General features: G+C 32.7%; 14 protein-coding genes and 1 pseudogene. All 15 read right to left on the minus strand.

The window, feature by feature from the left end; all coding sequences use genetic code 11:
* Window positions 1-8: 8 nt before the first annotated feature.
* Window positions 9-2,039 carry an ABC transporter substrate-binding protein gene (locus HALHA_RS08485; RefSeq protein ID WP_015327384.1) on the minus strand — a complete coding sequence of 677 codons (2,031 nt, stop codon included), beginning with the start codon at window positions 2,037-2,039 and terminating at the stop codon, window positions 9-11.
* 481 nt (window positions 2,040-2,520) lie between these two features.
* Entirely contained in the window at window positions 2,521-3,519 is a 999-nt protein-coding gene (locus HALHA_RS08490) for a LacI family DNA-binding transcriptional regulator (protein WP_015327385.1), read from the minus strand.
* A 101-nt stretch (window positions 3,520-3,620) separates the two neighbouring features.
* Window positions 3,621-4,598 carry a glycoside hydrolase family 43 protein gene (locus tag HALHA_RS08495; protein ID WP_015327386.1) on the minus strand — a complete coding sequence of 326 codons (978 nt, stop codon included), beginning with the start codon at window positions 4,596-4,598 and terminating at the stop codon, window positions 3,621-3,623.
* A 104-nt stretch (window positions 4,599-4,702) separates the two neighbouring features.
* The gene (locus HALHA_RS08500; protein ID WP_015327387.1) at window positions 4,703-5,980 is read right to left on the minus strand and encodes an MFS transporter; all 1,278 of its coding nucleotides are present in this window, start codon (window positions 5,978-5,980) and stop codon (window positions 4,703-4,705) included.
* Between the two features lie 26 nt (window positions 5,981-6,006).
* Entirely contained in the window at window positions 6,007-7,002 is a 996-nt protein-coding gene (locus HALHA_RS08505; protein ID WP_015327388.1) for an aldose epimerase family protein, read from the minus strand.
* 22 nt (window positions 7,003-7,024) lie between these two features.
* Window positions 7,025-8,140, minus strand: coding sequence for an aldo/keto reductase (locus HALHA_RS08510; protein ID WP_015327389.1), 1,116 nt, complete (start codon window positions 8,138-8,140; stop codon window positions 7,025-7,027).
* A 94-nt stretch (window positions 8,141-8,234) separates the two neighbouring features.
* A complete protein-coding gene (gene tkt, locus HALHA_RS08515) occupies window positions 8,235-10,208 on the minus strand; it encodes a transketolase (RefSeq protein WP_015327390.1) in 1,974 nt (657 codons plus the stop codon).
* Between the two features lie 24 nt (window positions 10,209-10,232).
* Complete coding sequence (gene fsa / locus HALHA_RS08520; protein ID WP_015327391.1) at window positions 10,233-10,880, minus strand: fructose-6-phosphate aldolase; 648 nt, start codon at window positions 10,878-10,880, stop codon at window positions 10,233-10,235.
* A 39-nt stretch (window positions 10,881-10,919) separates the two neighbouring features.
* On the minus strand, window positions 10,920-11,726 hold the full coding sequence (locus tag HALHA_RS08525; RefSeq protein ID WP_015327392.1) for an HAD-IIA family hydrolase: 807 nt from the start codon (window positions 11,724-11,726) through the stop codon (window positions 10,920-10,922).
* Window positions 11,727-11,738: 12 nt separating this feature from the next.
* Window positions 11,739-13,049: a sn-glycerol-1-phosphate dehydrogenase gene (locus HALHA_RS08530; protein WP_015327393.1), complete on the minus strand. Its 1,311-nt coding sequence runs from the start codon at window positions 13,047-13,049 to the stop codon at window positions 11,739-11,741.
* Window positions 13,050-13,068: 19 nt separating this feature from the next.
* Window positions 13,069-14,676 (minus strand): xylulokinase, encoded by a 1,608-nt coding sequence (locus HALHA_RS08535; RefSeq protein WP_015327394.1) that lies wholly within the window; start codon window positions 14,674-14,676, stop codon window positions 13,069-13,071.
* A 33-nt stretch (window positions 14,677-14,709) separates the two neighbouring features.
* The gene (gene araD, locus HALHA_RS08540; RefSeq protein ID WP_015327395.1) at window positions 14,710-15,399 is read right to left on the minus strand and encodes an L-ribulose-5-phosphate 4-epimerase; all 690 of its coding nucleotides are present in this window, start codon (window positions 15,397-15,399) and stop codon (window positions 14,710-14,712) included.
* A gap of 23 nt (window positions 15,400-15,422) precedes the next feature.
* Window positions 15,423-16,922: an L-arabinose isomerase gene (araA, locus tag HALHA_RS08545; protein WP_015327396.1), complete on the minus strand. Its 1,500-nt coding sequence runs from the start codon at window positions 16,920-16,922 to the stop codon at window positions 15,423-15,425.
* Between the two features lie 364 nt (window positions 16,923-17,286).
* Window positions 17,287-18,387, minus strand: coding sequence for a GntR family transcriptional regulator (locus HALHA_RS08550; protein ID WP_015327397.1), 1,101 nt, complete (start codon window positions 18,385-18,387; stop codon window positions 17,287-17,289).
* 318 nt (window positions 18,388-18,705) lie between these two features.
* Window positions 18,706-19,265: pseudogene (locus HALHA_RS13305) on the minus strand (ISNCY-like element ISAcar1 family transposase); the annotation flags it as partial.
* Window positions 19,266-19,414: the final 149 nt, after the last annotated feature.

Here is a 19,414-nt window from a genome sequence, read left to right on the forward strand (position 1 = left end):
ACTTCTAATTACTCATTTCTTCTCTCTTCATCTTTCCAATAGAACTGTTCCATATAAGCATTTTTGGTAGCTGCTACAGATGGGTTATCTCCGACTTTACGTACATTACCAAGCCCTTTATTGGATACCCCTACGTGTCCAGCCATACCAACTGTTCCAATTGATAGAATCTGTTCTGCAACTTTATCTCCAATCTTAGTTAAAAGTTCTTTCTTCTTCTCTCCACTAACATGAGGTAATTTCTGTCCCCAAGTATACCAATCGATAATCTCTTGAGGTGGTTTTACAGCATTTGCATCTTCAGGAATATCTCTTACTTTTTCTTCAAATGGATTATAATAAGCTAACCAATTACCCCATTTATAATGAGTAAGATTAGTAGGAGTATACTGATCCCAAGGTGGTCTAGATCCTGTCATAAACTTAGTTATAACCTGAGTTCTACCATTTCTTTCTCTTTGCCATAAAGTAGCTTCTGCTACTGACTTAAGATTAATCTTAACTCCTATACTCTCCCAATAATCACGAACTAATTGAGCTGTATCAACACTTAAAGCTCTACTTGAGTTAGCCGTTACATTAAGCAATAATGTCTTACCATCAGGTCTATCACGCCAACCATCTCCATTTTTATCAACTAAGCCTATCTTATCAAGCATCTGCTTAGCCTTTTCTGGCTTGAATTGAGCGTAAGAATTAGCCCATTCTTCCTTAAAGACAGGCACTGTACCTGGAGTAAATGTTAATTGTCGTGCGGTTCCTTGGCCCATAAATACTAAATCCTTAATCTCTTTTCTATTAATAGCTAGAGAAAGAGCTTGGCGAAACTTTTTATTTGATAAAATATCAGCCATTACTTTGTCTCCTACATACTGCTGTTGAAAACTGAAAGTAACTCTACTAGCCCACAGAGATTTTCCTATCCAAGCATTATATCCACCTGACTCTTCATTTTTCTTTAAAGTCGGATAATCTTTGAGAGATAGGAATGAACTGATATAGTCAATATTTCCTGCCAGCACCTTTAGCTTACGTGTTTCAGCATCTGGTGTAATAACAGTCTTAATCCTATCAATATAAGGTAATTGGTTACCTTCTGTATCCACCTTCCAGTAATAAGGGTTACGTTCGTAAATTCTTCCTGTAGGAGTAACCTTCTTGACTACCCAAGCCGAAAGTCTTGGTCTCCCAACAGGCTTAGTTTCAGTAAAGATTGCTGAATTTCTATTATTAAATAATTGAACCCATGAACCAAAACCTTCTTTTTTAGCTAATTTATCTGCATTAGGATTATACTTAATATGATACTTTTTCAAATAATGGGCTGGTACGAAGAAATCCATACCTCGGTACCAATAGCCATTAATCCAATCAATAAATCCATAGTAAGGTGCTGCAAACTTAAATTCTAAAGTATAATCATCTGCAGCATTTACTTTCATTGGTTCTCCACCTGGTTTTAGCCAAGCAGGGAATATAGGACTAATATCCTTATTTTGCATAATATCTTCAAACCAGAACATAAAATCATGAACAGTTAATGGCTCTCCATCTGACCATTTAATTCCCTTGCGTAAATGAAGAGTTAATTTCTTCCCTTTATTAGCAAATTCCCAATCTTTAACAAAATTTCCGATAGTTTTTAGATTATTAAAATCTCTATTAAAAGTAAGAGGGGCTTCTGAATTAACATGCCCTGGAATACCAAGACTGTTAGCACTAAACTGTGTTAAATAAATAGTCCCTCCATACTTTCCAATCTCATTTTCTGGCTTAACTACCATTGGATTTTCTGGTAATCTCTCTTCTAGAGGTGGTAACTTACCTGCCTCTACTAATTTCTTTAACTCTGGAGCCTGGTCTAGCTTGTCAGTATTACTAACTTTATCTTTAGATTGATCTACTTGGTTTTGTTTTTCAGCTATATCTTTTTTAGGAGCAGAATTATCTGCCGATTGATTATTTCCTCCACAACCTACAATAGCCAAAGTCAAACTTAGCATTAAAACCAATAATATAAGACTTTTTCTTTTAAACATTTTCTCCCTCCTCCTATTTTTACTACAACATCTACAAAATTCAACCTAATAAACAACAAATACCCATACTTAAATCATCCCTTTTATAAATGGAACAAAACGGATGTAAGTTATGGGTATTATAATCTTATAGTCTTATGTTTTTATTTACTAACTTATTATAGCTTATATAATTACTCTTATAACTTGTATATTATAGATTATTATCAATTATTATTTGGCCGCCTTATTATAACACATCCACTTACGCTTTTCTATATTTTTTGCAAATAAACTAAAATATATTTAATTTAAAATAATAATTAGTAAATTCCACACCCCCTTGATTATTTTTAAAACATTTCTTCTAAACGCTTAGAAAATTATAAAAAAATAAATTGTATTTCTAAACGTTTAGAAATAATCATCAACTATTAAAATTATATAATTTATATTAGTTAATGTCAACCATAAATCAACTAATATTCGAAAAATTCTAAAATTAAGTTGATTTTCTTTTAATAAGTTTTGGTATGACTTTTGTATGATATAGCTCTGATTCTTTTTTCTCCATTCTTTCAAATAACATATCGATAGCAAGTTTAGACATTTTCTCTTTAGGTAATGCCATAGTAGTCAATTTAGGCCTGACATAAGTAGCTACACTATCATCAAAGCCTATAACAGCTATATCTTCAGGTATATTTATCTTTAATTGATTTAATTTATCTATGACTCCTGCTGCCATTACATCATTATAGACAAAAATAGCAGTCAATTCAGGATGATTGTTAACCAATTTCTCTGTAAGTTCAAATCCTTGTCTTCTAGAAAAACCACTTCCTAATTTAACATACTCATCATTAAAATCAATATTTGCTTCTTGTAGTGACCTTTTAAAACCAGCCAATCTTTCTTGAGTTGTCTTACTTTCTTTAACACCAATAAATCCAATTTTAGAATAGCCTTTTTTAAGCAAATGATTTGTAGCAATTCTTGCACCTTCTAAATCACCTATTGTAACAGTATCAATTCCATCAACTATTCTAGCACCAGCTAACCCAACTATAGGTATCCCTTCTGCATTTACTGTTTCAATAAAGTTACTTTCGCTAATTTCCCAAGTTAGGGTTGTAATAATCCCATCAACTCTATTTTCTAATAAATTTTGCATATATAAATCTAATCTATCGGCTTTACTTTCTGTATTACAAAGATAAACACTATATCCTTTTTCAAAAGCCATATCTTCAATATATTTCGCCATCTGTGAAAAAAAATTATTATCTATTGTTGGAACAATATAAGCCAATGTGTGAGTTTCTTTTCTAGAAAGCGCTCTTGCTATTCTATTTGGTCTATAATTTAATTCTTTAACTGCTTTTTCAACTCTTTTAGTTAACCTCTCACTAACATTAACCCCAGAATCTTTATTAATAACAGCAGAAACAGTAGCAACTGAAACCCCTGCATTTTCTGCTACATCCTTCATAGTAGCCATTTATTGTCCTCCTTACACCTTATTATAATAGCTCCTAACCGTTTAGACTATTATATCTTATAACTACTATTATTGTCAAACAATATAACAGTGTAATAAAATTACTTTTTCTCTTTATAACCAGGAACTTTAAAGTCTGGTGTTCCATCATCATTCCAGTATAACTGTTGTACTTGGGCATGACGATTTGGATCACTAAGTGGGTCTTTACCCTCCAAAAAACCTTTATAAGGTCGCGCATGATAGACAAGAAGATCAGTAATTCCATCTTCTGCTACAGTAAAAGAGTTATGACCTGGACCATATTCACCATTTTCAACATTTGTTTCAAATACTGGGCGAGGAGTTTTAGTCCATGATTCTGGATCTAATAAATCACTATCTTCTGCAGCAGTTAAGAGACCCATACAATAATTTTCATCAGTAGCACTAGCTGAATAAGCAACAAATATTTTACCACTTCTTTTAATTACAGCAGGTCCTTCGTTGACATTAAAACCTCTTCTCTCCCAGTTATACTGGGGGGCAGCTATTTTAACTTGTCTAGTACAAATCGTCCATGGATTGCTCATTTTAGCAATATAAAGGAATGAATTAATCTCTTTTACATCCTTTTGGGCCCAAATTAAGTATCTATCACCTTGATGTTCAAAAGTTGTTGCATCAAGACTGAAGCTTTCAAAATCTAAATTAATCTGCCCTTTTTCTATCCAATCCCCTTCTAAAGGGTTAGAATCAGATGATTCTAAAACATATGGGCGTATTGTAGATGGCCCCTTACCTGCATCTCCTGCAGCAAAATGGATATACCATTTATCATCAATATAATGTATCTCTGGTGCCCAGATATGAGATCCCATTTTTCCCCCATCATGCTTCCACCAAATCACTTTCTCATCAGCATCAGCAAGACCTGCAATAGTTTCAGATCTTCTTAAAATAATCCGATCAAAATCAGGGTAAGAACCAGTAAAATAATAATAACCATCACTATGTTTATAAATAAATGGATCTGCTCTTTGCTCTATAAGTGGTTTAGGATATTTAATTGGTTTTGATTGCTTTTGTTCTTTAGTCATCTTCTTCATCTCCTTTTTCTATTCTCAAATTTTAAATCTAATCGATTAGATTCATTATATCTTATAATAACTAGTGCTGTCAACTATACTAAGAAATGAATTACTTACTCTATCTCAAATCGTGGGTCCTGCACTTGATAAAATAGAATAAGACTACCTAAACTAATCATTATAAAGGTAATCCCAAATACTACTTTATAATTTAATAAATCAACTAATAATCCACCTAACATAGAAACACATGTCATAGTTATTCCCTTAATTGTATTGGTAATACCAATATAAGTTGGTCTTTCTTCAGCAGAACAAAATTCAGGAATAATAGTCATAAAAGATACTCTATTTCCACCTAAAGCTATGCCAGTAAAAATAAATACTAAATAAAAAGCAATCACATTGTTAGCAAATAAAGCAATTAAAACTCCTGTAGCATTAAAAATTGCAGCAAATAAAATTACTATTTTATGACCATATTTATCACTGATATGTCCCCAAAGAATATTAGTTACAGTTTGACTAGCAATTAATAAAACTGTAAAAATACCCACAACTTGACTGGCTGTTTCTCCTTCTAATGCTAGTCGTTCTATTCCTGCTACTGTAAATAGTCCTTTAGCCATCCCAATAAATTGAATCAAGAACACACTCAATAAATAATTACGAAAATTAATATTTTTGGTTATTAACTTAGGTAGATTTTTAAAATAATCCACAAAAGATTTTGATTCATTTGCTATTGGATAATCTGGCTCTTTAATTAGAGTTAAACAAATATAAGAAATCATAGTTGAAATAAACATTAGACTAAATAAAATAGTGAAGTTAAAAGGAAAATTAAAATAACTAATTATATACCCTGCAATTGAAGCTGCTATTAATTTTAAAATACTACTTAAGGTGGTTCTATAGCCAAAAAACTTTCCTCTTCGCTCTACAGGTATCACTTTTGAAAGTAAGTCAAACCAAGCAGGTACTACTAACCCCGAACCTAGGCTATATAATCCCCAACAAAAGAAAAAGATAACTAACAACCATTGACTATGCGGTAATAAATAAGTTAGTATAGCTAATAATAACCAAGGTAATCTTTGTAATAACCCTAATAAAAGTACCGCTTTCTTCTTGTGTTCTAATCCTTCTATAATTCTAGCAGAAAATAATTGCGGTAAATTAGACGCAAACATTAAAATAGCTGTAATCATACTAACTAAAAATTTAGAACTAGTTAACTGGTGAACGAATAATGGTAAAATTGTACTTAAAGAAACAAATCCCTTTCCAAAAGCAAAAAATGAACCATCAAATACATTAGCATAAAAATTAGTTTTATAATTTTTCTCAACTTGTTGCTTAAATCCAATTTTACTATAACTCTCAGCCATTTAAACTTCACCCTACCTTTAATTTTCTAATCTACATAAAACCTATATTTTGTTTTAGCCTGATAAATATTATCTGGTGTATAAGTTTTAGTAGGAAAGTTATCTGCATTGATTGCATTAGGATAATCTTGTGTTTCTAAACAAAGAGCCAATCTTCCAGCTTCAAGTTGATTCCCAGCGTAAAATACTACAACTGGCTGGTCAGTTGAGATATCTAAAGCTCTGCCAGATTCTTCTTCTTTAAGCATTATACCTTTTTTCTTCTCTTTTAGGACAAATGGATGATCATAACCACCTGTAAATTCAAGTTGTTTATCATCTGCATCTATCTCCAGTCCAATTTCTTTAAATTCTCTAAAATCAAAAGGAGTACCTGCTACTGTCCTTAGCTCTCCTGTAGGAATTGATTCTTCATCAAGAGCTATAAATTCTTCAGCCTCTATCATTAACTTGTGCTCTAAAATATCAGTTCCAACAGTACCTGATAAATTAAAATAAGTGTGATTAGTTAAATTAATAATAGTTTCTCGGTCAGGTTTAGCTTGATACTCTATTATTAATTCATTATCTTCTAATAAATATCTAACTGTAAACTCTACATTAGCCGGAAACCCTTCCTCTAAATGCGAACTAAAATAAGTTAGTTCAATACCAGTCTCTACTTCTTTAACATCCCAGATTCTTTTGTCTAGACCAGTTGGGCCACCATGTAAATTATTTTTATTTTCATTTTGAGCTAACTTATAATTCTTTCCATTAAGAGTAAACTCTGCATTACCAATTCGTCCGGCATGACGTCCTATAATTGCTCCAAAATAAGGTGACTTTTCTTCATAATCTTCTATATTATCAAAACCTAACACTATATTCTCCTTATTTCCTGCTTGGTCAGGAGCATAAATTTCTGTAATAATTCCTCCGTAGTTAATTACATTTACTTGTAAGTTTTCATTACTTAGTAGATATTTAGTTACTTCTTGACCACTCTTTAATTTACCAAAATCTTGCTTTTCTATCTTCATTTCTATCCCTCCTAATTAATTTTTAAAAAATACTATCATCTGAACCCAGTTTATAATGAGACATTTCTAACTTATCTATAATCGGTAAATCATATGGACAATACTCTAAACATTGTTGGCATTTAGTACATGAATCTGCTTGTACTTTTAATTGTTGATATAATTCTTGAGCCAGACCATCATTACCAAACCAGAAACGAAGTCTATCTCGTAAAGCAAACTTTTCTGGATTACGAGGTTTTCCGTCTCTCATTTGACGATCATAGTAGCCTTCTAATTTAAATATTTCTTTAATGTCGATTTCCTCTGGACAAGCATAGCATTTATCACATTGACGACAAATATAATCTCCTAATTCAGGCGCTTCACTAAATAATTTTTCTTTTTCTCTATTAGTCATTGGAGTGAAATTATTGGCTAACTCTATATCAGTTTCTAACATTTCCAGACTGTTCATTCCTGTTACTACCATTGAGACTGGTAAAGAAAATGAATAACGAAAAGCCTTCTTAGCTGAACGCCATAAAAATCCATCTGCAATTGGTTTCATACAGATAATTCCTATGTTATTATTTTGAGCCAAGGGGATTAATTCCGATTCTAGCTTAGGAAAATTAAAACGATCAAAATAATTTAAGGTAGCCATTACTACATCAAATTCATCTGTTTCTAAAGCTTTAATTAATACATCAGGTTGACCATGCATTGAAATAGCAAGATGCCCGACTTTACCTGCAGCTTGTAATTCTCTTACTGTTTCCATTGCACCACCAGAACTTAAAATTGTTTCTAACTCTTCTTCAGTTCCCACTCCATGCATAAAGATTAAGTCTAAATAATCAGTCTGCAAATTCTTTAGACTTCTTTCAATATCTACTCTGGCACCCTGCTTATCTCTAGAACTAGTCTTACTAGCTAAAATAACTTCTTCTCTTCTCTTAGCAATAACCTCTCCAATCTTTCTTTCTGACTCTCCATCACCATAATCAGCAGCAGTTTCAATATAATTGCCACCTTGGTCCAAATAACGATTTAGTAATTTAGTAGCTTCTTGAGTAGGAATTTCTAACAAATGAAAACCACCAAAACCTAATATGCTCACTTCTAAACCAGTCCTACCTAATGTACGATGTTCCATAAAATCCCCCCTCAAAAAATATTCTCAGTTGGTAATAGATATTTATTTTGATTATCTATAACCAACTGAGATAGATTTATAATAAGCTTAATTTCTATTGTAATCTAGTCATTATATCCTTAGTAATCTCTTTAGCTTCAAAACCAAACTTTTGAGCCACTTCTGCTCCTGGTCCACTAGCACCAAATTGATCCATACTAACAAGATGATCTCCTTCTTGTAAGAATTGATACCAACCTTGACCAACACCAACTTCCATGGCTACTCGTAAAATATCTTGATCGCCTAGTACTTCAGCTACATAATCACTACCTTGCGCTAAGAATTTATCTCGATCTGGAATAGATACTATTCTAGCTACCTTCCCTTCTGTTTGTAACTCTTTTGCTACTTCTACTGCTAGAGATACTTCACTACCACTAGCCATCAGTGTGACGTCAGCGTCTGCTGCTTCACTAACTACATAACCACCTTTATAGATTGCACTAGCATCTTCTTTTTCTATATTCGGTAGATTCTGACGAGTTAATACAAGTACTGTTGGTCCGTCAGTTCTCTCCATAGCCTGAATCCAAGCTGCTTTTGCCTCTGCTGCATCAGCTGGTCTAATTACATTTAAGTTAGGAATTAACCTTAGTGATTCTACATGTTCAATTGGCTCATGAGTTGGCCCATCTTCTCCTACATAGATAGAATCATGGGTTAAGACATAAACTACTGGTTGCTTCATTAGAGCCGATAACCTGATTGCTCCTCTCATATAATCTGAGAAGACAAGGAAGGTTGACACAAATGGCCTTAAGCCACCATGTAGTACTATACCATTGGCCATAGCTGCCATAGCATGTTCTCTAACTCCAAAGCGGAAATTACGTCCTTGATACTCTCCTGCTTGGATTTCATCATATTTATTTAAATACGTCTTATTCGATGGAGCTAAATCTGCTGAACCACCTACTAGATAGTCAACTTCATCAGCAATCTTTCTTAGTGTTGCTCCAGAAGCTTTTCTTGTGGCGATCGGTGTCTCTATCTTAAGATCAGCAATTGTTTCTCTTAGATCAGCAGGTAATTCTTGGTTGTGAGCTGTATCCCATTTTTCTTTAAGCTCTGGATTAGCCTTGGCCCACTTAGTAAATTCTGCTTCCCAAGCTTTTCTTTCTTCCTTTAGCTCTTCTCTTCTCTGAGCAAAGAAATTTCTTACCTCTTTTGAGACATAAAAGTCCTTATCTACTGGTAAACCTAAATTTTCTTTCATTCCTTTAATTTCTTCTTCTCCTAATGGTGCACCATGGGCTGCACTCTCTCCTTCTTTATTAGGAGCTCCAAAGCCAATTTTAGTCTCTGCGACAATTAAACTTGGCTTATCTGTTACTTCTTTTGCTTGAGCAAAAGCTGCTTTAATAGCTTCTGGATCATGGCCATCTACACCATCAATTACATGCCAATCACAAGCTTTAAATTTAGTTGGTACATCCTCTGTGAAGGTAATATCTGTATCTCCACCAATAGAGATTTCATTATCATCATAAATAGCAATTAATTTACCTAAACCTAGATGTCCTGCTAGAGATGCTGCTTCAGATACTATTCCTTCCATCATACCTCCATCACCTAGTAAGGTATATGTATAATGGTTTACAATCTCAAAATCAGCCGTATTGTACCTTTCAGCCAGCATTCTCTCACTAACTGCCATACCTACTGCATTAGCAAAACCTTGACCTAATGGTCCTGTTGTAGTCTCTACACCATCAGTCTCATCACACTCTGGATGTCCTGGCGTCTTAGAATCTAACTGCCTAAATTCCTTTAAGTCCTCTAGACTTACATCAAAACCTGATAAATGTAATAATGAATATAAAAACATTGAACCATGGCCGGCTGATAATACAAATCGATCTCTATTTGGCCAATCTGACTTACTTGGATCATAACTCATTTCTGTTCCATACAATACACTGCCTATTTCAGCACACCCTAATGGTAAACCTGGATGTCCTGAATTAGCTTTTTCAACTCCATCAGCTGATAATCCTCTGATTATATTAGCTACTTCATTTAACATTATTTCCCCTCCTGCTTTAACTAATTACTCTTTTGTACTTTCCCAATCATCTAAAAATCTCTGGATTCCAATATCTGTTAGTGGATGCTTAGACATCTTCTGTACTACTCCAAATGGAATTGTAGCAATATCTGCTCCTATTAATGCTGCTTCTTTTACATGACGAGGGCTTCTAATACTAGCTGTTATAATCTCACTATCTAATCCATAGTTCTCTAAGATTGTGTTGATCTCATCTATTAACTTCATCCCTTCATGGGCTCTATCATCTAATCGACCTACAAATGGACTAATGAAAGTTGCTCCTGCTTTAGCTGCTAATAAAGCCTGATTAGCTGAAAATACTAATGTGACATTAGTATTTATCCCTTCATTTTCTAAAGCCTTTACTGCTTTTAATCCTTCTTCTGTCATTGGAATCTTAACTGCTACATTATCAGCCAATTTAGCTAGTTCTCTAGCTTCTTCTATCATTCCTTCTGCTTTAAGGCTAATAACCTCAGCACTTACTGGTCCATCTACTAATTCACAAATTTCTTTGATTCGTGTGTGAAAATCAACATCTCCTTCTCGAGCAACTAGACTTGGATTAGTTGTTACTCCATCAATGACACCTAAACTTGCAGCCTTTTTAATCTCCTCTAAATTGGCAGTATCAATAAAAAATTTCATCTGTTATCACTCTCCTATATATTTTAAAATAGAATAAGATTATATCCTATTTCCTAACTTTTTAATTGAATCTAACACATAATCTGGATTCTGCTGACTCTCTTCTAACTGGGCCAAATCAGTTTCTCCTGTAAGAACTAGGATACTAGTTATATCAGCATTAATAGCAAATTTAACATCAGTATATAACCTATCTCCTACCATAGCTATCTTATCTTTTTTTAAATCCTGAGTGGATAATATATAATTGACCATGGCATCATTTGGTTTTCCCATGACTAAAGGTTCTTTTCCAGTTGATGCTTTTAATAAATCAATCATAGAACCACAATCAGGGATTGTCTTCCCTCCTGCTAGAGGACAGACATAATCAGGATTAGTAGCTATATATTCAACCCCTTCTAGAATCAATGTGTGAGCAACTTTTAGCTTTTGATAGTTTAAGCTAGTATCAAATCCTAATACCACATAATCAACTGACTGATTATGATCTAACACTTCTCCTTTTGTTATAACTTCTAATCCTATTTCTTCAAACTCAGCTTTTAAAGAATTAGTTCCTACTACATAAACCTTTGCCTCTGAATTTTGATTATAAATATAATCTGCTGTTACTTCTCCAGAGTTAATTATTTTATCTAAAGGAACACATAACCCAAGTCTCTTTAGTTTAGTTTGATAATCTCTAGAACTTTTAGAAGAATTATTTGTCAAGAATACATACTCTTTATTCTGTTTCTCTAAAGTCTCTATAAAATCTAAGGCACCTGGTATCAAATGATCCTCTAGATAAAATGTTCCATCCATATCTAGTAAAAAACATTCTATATTAGCCAAATCATTCATTTGTTCAGCCTCCTACAATTCTTCAACTAACTCTTTGGCCCACTGATCAAGATATCCTATCTGAGACAAAAGTGTTGTTACTGTATATCTATTTCTAATCTCAAAACCATATCTTATAGCTGCCTCTATCCAATCTTTATTTAGTTCATTAATATCTTTGCGCTCTAAAATACCTACTTTTAACAGTAGATCTGGAATTTTAGTTAAGTTATGATAGACTTGATCAATCATTGCTTTAATTTCTTTTTCTTTATTTTCTAACTGACCTATATCTAATCTATCCTTGGCCCATCTAGCAGTTAAAAGTTTTAAAATTTTGGGCGCATTTTCTTGGTAACCTTTATTTATTCTATTAATTCTTTCTTCTTTATTATAATCAATACTTAAATCTGTAAAATCAAGTTTATATAAACGAGAATAAAATGCGGAAGAAAAATAAGTTCCCAAAGCAACTTTTATTCCATGGGTCGGAACTTTAACATTATGCAAAGCAGAATACATATCTAAAAAATGAGATATATGGTGTTCACTACCTGAAGCTGGACGTGAACTGCCCACCATTAACATTGCTAAACCAGAAGAGATCAGACCTTTAGTTAAAGTAGCTATACTCTCTTCAGTTCGGTCTTGTAGCTTGCCACCGATTTGAATTATATTCTCCAATTCTTCTTCTACTAGATTAACTGCTCTCGAACAGTAATATTCATTAAATAGTATTCGTGATAATTTCCAATCTAACAAAGAAGTCATTTTTCCTAATAAATCTCCAAAACCTGACTGAATCATCTCCCAAGGAGCTTCTTTTAAAATATCTAAATCGGCTATAATAGCCTCTGGAGGAGTAGTTACATATGTTTTTTTTACTCCATCTATTGTTAAAGAAGAAACTGATGAAGCATAACCATCCATTGAAGGAGCTGTGGCTACCACTGTATAAGGCCGATCTAATTTAGCACTAACAAAAGCAGTTAAATCATTAATTACTCCTGAACCACAAGCTATTATATAACCTTGGTTATCTATCTTCTCAAGAATTGCAAATAATGCCTTAGGGTCAGGAATTACATGATCTTTCCCGCCTTCTCTTAACGTAATTATCTCCACTTCATAATCTGACGCCTCTAAAATATCTACTAGTTGATTACCAGCCACAGCAAAAGTGTTTTGATCACCAACTAAAAAGATTTTGTCTTCATCAGTCAACTTATCAATTAAATTAGGAACCTTTTTTAAAGCATTATCTTCTATTATAACCTCTTTAATTGGAACCTTGTGTTCTCGACCACAGTCACACTTGAATTTCTTATTTAAATAATTATCCATTTCAAATCACCACTATTGATTATTTTAAACATTCAACAGCTGCCCTTTCTACAGGAAGACATTCTTTATATCTTTTCATAAAAGTTTCAAAGCCTTTAACATCTTCAGATTTAGGTTCGATAATTTTCTCATTTTGCTCTGTAAAAATATATTCATTTAAAAAGTCTTCTAAACTTTCCTCATCCTTTTTATTCAAACGATAAGATGCTAAAAGAGCAATTCCCCAGGCACCACCCTCACCGGCTGTCTCCATCACAGAAACTGGTGCATTAACTGCTGCAGCCATTAAACGCTGGGCAACACCTTCTGTCTTAAACAAACCACCATGACCAAGCATCTTATCCAACTTGACACCCTCTTCTTTTAAAAGAATATCCATTCCCATTTTCATAGCACCTAAAGAACTCTGTAGGTTAACACGCATAAAGTTCGCTAAATTAAAATTACTATCAGAAGACCTGGCAAATAAGGGACGACCTTCTTCAAAACCTGTTATATGTTCTCCAGATAGATATCCGTAAGCTAAAAGACCACCACAATCTTTATCACCTTCAAGTGCTTTGTTGAATAAAGTTTCATACAGAGTTGTCATATCTACATCAAAACCTAGAGCAGTCGTTACTTCTTTAAAGAGATTAATCCAAGCATCTAAATTAGAAGCACAGTTGTTGGAATGAGCCATAGCAACCAATTTTCCTGATGGTGTTGTTACTAAATCTAGTTCAGGATGAGCTTCGTCTAGATTATCTTCAAGAACTACCATTGCAAAAACAGATGTACCAGCTGATACATTTCCTGTACGTTCAGCAATACTGTTGGTAGCTACCATACCTGTTTCAGCATCTCCCTCTGGTGGACACATTAAACTTCCTGCTTCGAGTTTTCCAGAAGGATCAAGAAGTTTGGCCCCTTCTTCAGTCAATGTACCTGCATCTTCACCAGCAACTAATGCTGTCGGAAGAATATCTTCTAGTTCCCAAGAAAAATTCTTATCTGCTATTAAGTCACTAAACTGCTCTAGCATTCTCTCATTATAAGAAGTTGTTTCAATATCAATTGGGAACATTCCTGATGCTTCTCCTATACCTAATACTTTTTCACCCGATAATTTCCAATGAACATAACCAGCCAAAGTAGTCATATAATTAATATCAGCTACATGTTTCTCATCATTTAAAATAGCTTGATACAAATGGGCAATACTCCAGCGTTGTGGAATTGGATAATCAAAAAGATCCGTTAATTTCTCACTTGCTTTTTCGGTAAAGTTATTACGCCATGTTCTAAAAGGGACAAGTAGATTATTGTCTTTATCAAAAGGCAAGTACCCATGCATCATTCCACTAAAACCAATAGAAGCAATTCTTGTTAGTTCAACCTCATATTTGGCCTTAACATTCTCTGCCATATCTCTGTAACTGCTCTGAACCCCTGCCCAAATCTCTTCCAGGCTATAGGTCCAAACTCCATCTGTATAACTATTTTCCCAGTTATGACTACCTGCAGCAATTATTTCATTATTTCCATCAAGTAAGACTGCTTTAATCCGGGTTGAACCAAATTCAATACCTAAAACAGTATCTCCCTTATTAATCATTGCTTGCCTTTCTTTTTTTTCTGTACCCATAAATAAACCTCCGTTCTTAATTATTTTTACTGGTTATCCTTGCCCATAATAAGCATCCTCTCCATGTTTCCTTAAGAAATGTTTATCTAGTAAAACCTGATCAATAGCTCCAATCTCTGGAGTTAACTTTACAGTTCGATAAGCCATTTTTGCTACTTCTTCCATCACAACTGCATTATGAACAGCATTAGTAGCATCTTCCCCCCAAGAAAAAGGACCATGATTATTAACTATAATACCTGGTACATAAGAAGCTTTTTTATCAGCAAAGGTTTCTACTATTACATTGCCAGTTTCAACTTCATATTCTCCTTGAATTTCCTCTTTATTCATTTTTCTAGTGCACGGTATCGCACCATAGAAATAATCAGCATGAGTAGTTCCTAATGCAGGAATTTCTTTGCCAGCTTGCGCCCAACTAGTAGCCCAAGGAGAATGTGTATGAACTATTCCACCAATTTTAGGAAAGTTATTATATAAAACTAAATGGGTTGCCGTATCTGAAGATGGATTTAATTCACCTTCAACTTTATTTCCTTCTAAATCTACAACAACCATATCCTCTACAGTCATTTCTTCATATGGTACACCACTTGGTTTAATAACCACCAATCCTTTTTTTTTATCAATTCCACTTACATTACCCCACGTATAAGTTACTAATCCACGTTCAGGCAACTCCAAGTTAGCTTGTAGTACTTCCTCTTTTAAATTTTCTAACATATTATCCTCCTTTCTTAATGTAATTAATCATTAAGTTTATAATAAATATCGTTCCACTTAAGTTCTTTCTTGAAGTCTGGTAACTTAGTTTCATCATCAATTAATAAGCACTCTAAATCTGCTATTTCTGCAAAATCTCGTAGATGCTCAACAGTCAATGCTTGACTAAATCCAGCGTGATGTGCTCCTCCAGCATGAATCCAAGCAGAAGCTGCAGTTTGTAAGTTAGGTTTTGGTTTCCATAATACTCTTGCTACAGGTAGATTTGGTAAATCTTCTTCAGGTTCTTCTACATCTACCTCATTAATAATTAAACGGAATCTATTCCCCATATCTACTACTGAAGCATTTACTGCTGACCCACTTGCTGTATCAAATATTAATCTAGCTGGATCATCTTTCCCACCAATTCCTAATGGATGTACATCTAAAACTGGTTTATCAGCAGCAATAGTTTCACAAACTTCTAGCATATGAGCTCCTAAAACTTTTGTATCCTGTTGATCAAGATGATAAGTGTAATGCTCCATTAAAGAAGTTCCACCTTCAAGCCCAGCATCCATTACCTTCATAGCTCTAACTAAAGCAGCAGTCTTCCAATCTCCTTCCGGGCCAAATCCATAACCCTCAGCCATTAATCTCTGCACTGCTAGACCTGGTAGTTGTGATAACCCGTGTAAATTCTCAAAAGTTGTGGTAAATCCTTTAAAGTCACCATCTTCTAAGAAAGAACGCATTCCAATCTCAATTCTAGCAGCATCTCTAAGAGATTGATGTTGCTCCCCACCAGCTAGAAGTTCATCAGCCACAACATACTCTTCTTGATATTCATTAATTAGCTCATCAATTTCTGCTTTACTAACTTCATCAACATACTCAACAAGATCTCCTACAGCATAACCATTAACTTCATAACCAAATTTCATCTGAGCTTCAACTTTATCGCCTTCTGTAACTGCTACTTGACGCATATTGTCACCAAATCTAGCTATCTTGGCCCCTTGTGCATCAGCCCATGCAGCAGCTGCTCGCATCCAAGTTGCAAGTTGATCAATAACTTCATCATCTTGCCAATGACCAACAATTACTTTTCTATTTTTCTCCATTCGAGAAGCAATAAAACCAAATTCACGGCCTCCATGAGCTGACTGGTTAGTATTCATAAAGTCCATATCTATTTCAGACCATGGTATTTCTCGATTAAATTGAGTATGCAAATGAGCAAATGGCTTCTGTAAAGCTTTTAATCCTTCAATCCAGGTTCTAGCTGGAGAAAAGGTATGCATCCAAGTAACTAATCCAATACAATCCTGAGCAGCATTAGCTTCTAAACATAATTGCTTAATATCTGCTGATGTTGTTAATACAGGCTTATAAACTACTTTTACAGGTATTTTTTCTGATTTTGAAAATGATTCAACAATCTCTTTTGAATGCTCAGCAACCTTTTCTAATACTTCCTCACCATATAAATGTTGACTTCCAGTAACAAACCAAATTTCAAATTCTTCTAGATTTTTCATTATTTGACCTCCCTTTTTATTTTGTAACTATTTGGTCTTCTTTTCTAGTATAATAAAAAACAAAACATATTCTAGCATTTACTTTCCAAATATAACATACGGTTGTACATACAATAAATAATAAATAATTATCTTTTATAATTAATCTTCTACTCACAATAGAGCAATTATTGTACTATTGTGCAGACAATAATTATAAATAATAAAACCACAGACACCTTAACCAGCAAATTAAATTGCTTTTAAAATACTGTGGATTGTTATAAATATTATCTTCTTATAACCACCTATTATACTTATTTTATAATTGCTATTGGTTATCTAAATTATAAAATAAATCTGTAAAATTGTCAAATCAAATTATTTAATTTAAATCTAATACTGATTCTCTTTTAATTAATTTTGGTGTAAAAACAATATTTTCATTAAATTGTGAAGTTGACCCTTCAATATTTTCTAAAATAATCTTAGCAGCTTTCTCTCCAGCTTTTTCTTTTGGATGATCAATAGATGTAATTGAAATATTATTTAACCTAACTAAATCAGAATTATCAAAACCAATTATAGATATATCTTGAGGAACTTCTAACTCTAAATCATTCAATATTTCTTTAACTAAGATAGCAATTTGATCATTAAAACAAAAAATAGCTGTAGGTGGCTCTTGATACTCCATTAGCTCTTTTGTTAAATCAAATATTTCTTCCTCAAACTTTTCTCTTTTCTCAAATTCTGAAATATGATATTTTTTCACATAATCATTATAAACTGGTATCTCTCTCTCTTCTAAAGCTTTTTTATAACCTTGAAAACGATTAATAGAAGGTTTATGCAATTCCTTGTATATTATAGCAACATTATTATGTCCTTTATCTAAGAAAAATTCTGTAGCTAGATATCCTCCTTTTTCATCATTTACAGTTATATAATTAAACTTATCATTTCTAAATTTACTATCTAAAATTACTACTGGTATATAATTATCTACAAAACGTTCTAATAAAGCCATATTTTGATAATCATGAGCACTTTTAGCTGGTTCAATAATTAATCCATCTATATTTTTTTCAAGAAATTTCTCCAAAATTTCCTTTTCTCTTAATTGACTATCTTTAGAATTACCTAATAATATCTGATAACCTTCTTCGTGAAAAATATTATCAACACCATTTAAAATATCAGCAAAGATATAATCATGTAAGCTAATACTGATAAATCCTATATTACCTGTTTTTACCTTAGTATTTTCTTTTAGAAAAGTTCCTACACCTTGCTTTTTGTTTAAAAGTCCCTCTTGATTTAATATATTTAATGCTTTTCTAACAGTATGTCTACTTGCATCGTATTTTTTAGTTAACTCATTCTCTGTTGGTAATTTATCACCTGGTTTTATCTGCCCTTGATTGATAGATTCCTTGATTTTATTTCTAATCTTAACATACTTTGGCAAATAATCTTCCTTCATAAATTATCATCCTTCACTTATATTATACTTGTTCTATTTATCATGATATACGTACAAATATTATATTTAAATTATAAACTGAATTTATATTAATGTCAAGCCAGATTGAAAATTATACAACTTATCTTCATTTTATAATAATCAGCATGTGCATTAACAAAAGTCCACATTTGAAATCCTACAACTGAATTACTTCCTGAATCCTCTTTTATCATCCCCAAAACTCCAAAAAGCATTTGCAAAGTTACTTATTATATTACCTTATTGAATAATTAACTTAATAAATTTCCCAGAAATCACAAGTTAGATTTTTAACTGCTATTTAGTAATCAGAATATATCTATTCCAAGGAAATTTATTATCTGCTATTTCATTTTCTTTATCAACCAACTTTTCGATTAAATAAAGTAAAATAATCCACATAACGTGAAATTTATATTTTTTGAAACTATATAACCTAAGTGATTCTAAATTATATCGTTACTTTAAAATTAAAAATAATCTTTCAACAATTAATCTGTTTTTATACATTTGTTCTCCCATAGGATAATTGAAATAAATACCACTTTATATTCTACATTGATCATTAAAATCATATATAGAATCCGCATTTTTATAATTCATATCTGTTAGCATATTAAATCTAGATCATTTTTAGAGCTTCTTAAAACTGTCTCATCAGTAGATGTAATTCTAATATTAGGATTTAACTTTTTAACAACTAATTGAAAAAGTATATTAAACTTTGTTTTTTCAAGTTGTTTAAATCTAATAGCAAAAGTAAAGTGATCAGGAACTTCATTAAATCCAATAATTCCAAGAGCTCATAGGTCATCTTTAAGTTTAGACTCTAATTCTCTAAGACAATAAATTTCATTTAGCTAGAACTAATTTAATAGAAGGTGTTTTCTTTTATTTTTTCAAGTGATATAATTATTATTAGTTGCTCCTTTCTAGTCTAGTTTTAAGATTTGATCACCTATACACTACTAGAAAAGGAGCAACTTTTCCTTTTTAAAATTGGATT

It is taken from the genome of Halobacteroides halobius DSM 5150 (genome assembly GCF_000328625.1).
Classification (GTDB): domain Bacteria; phylum Bacillota; class Halanaerobiia; order Halobacteroidales; family Halobacteroidaceae; genus Halobacteroides; species Halobacteroides halobius.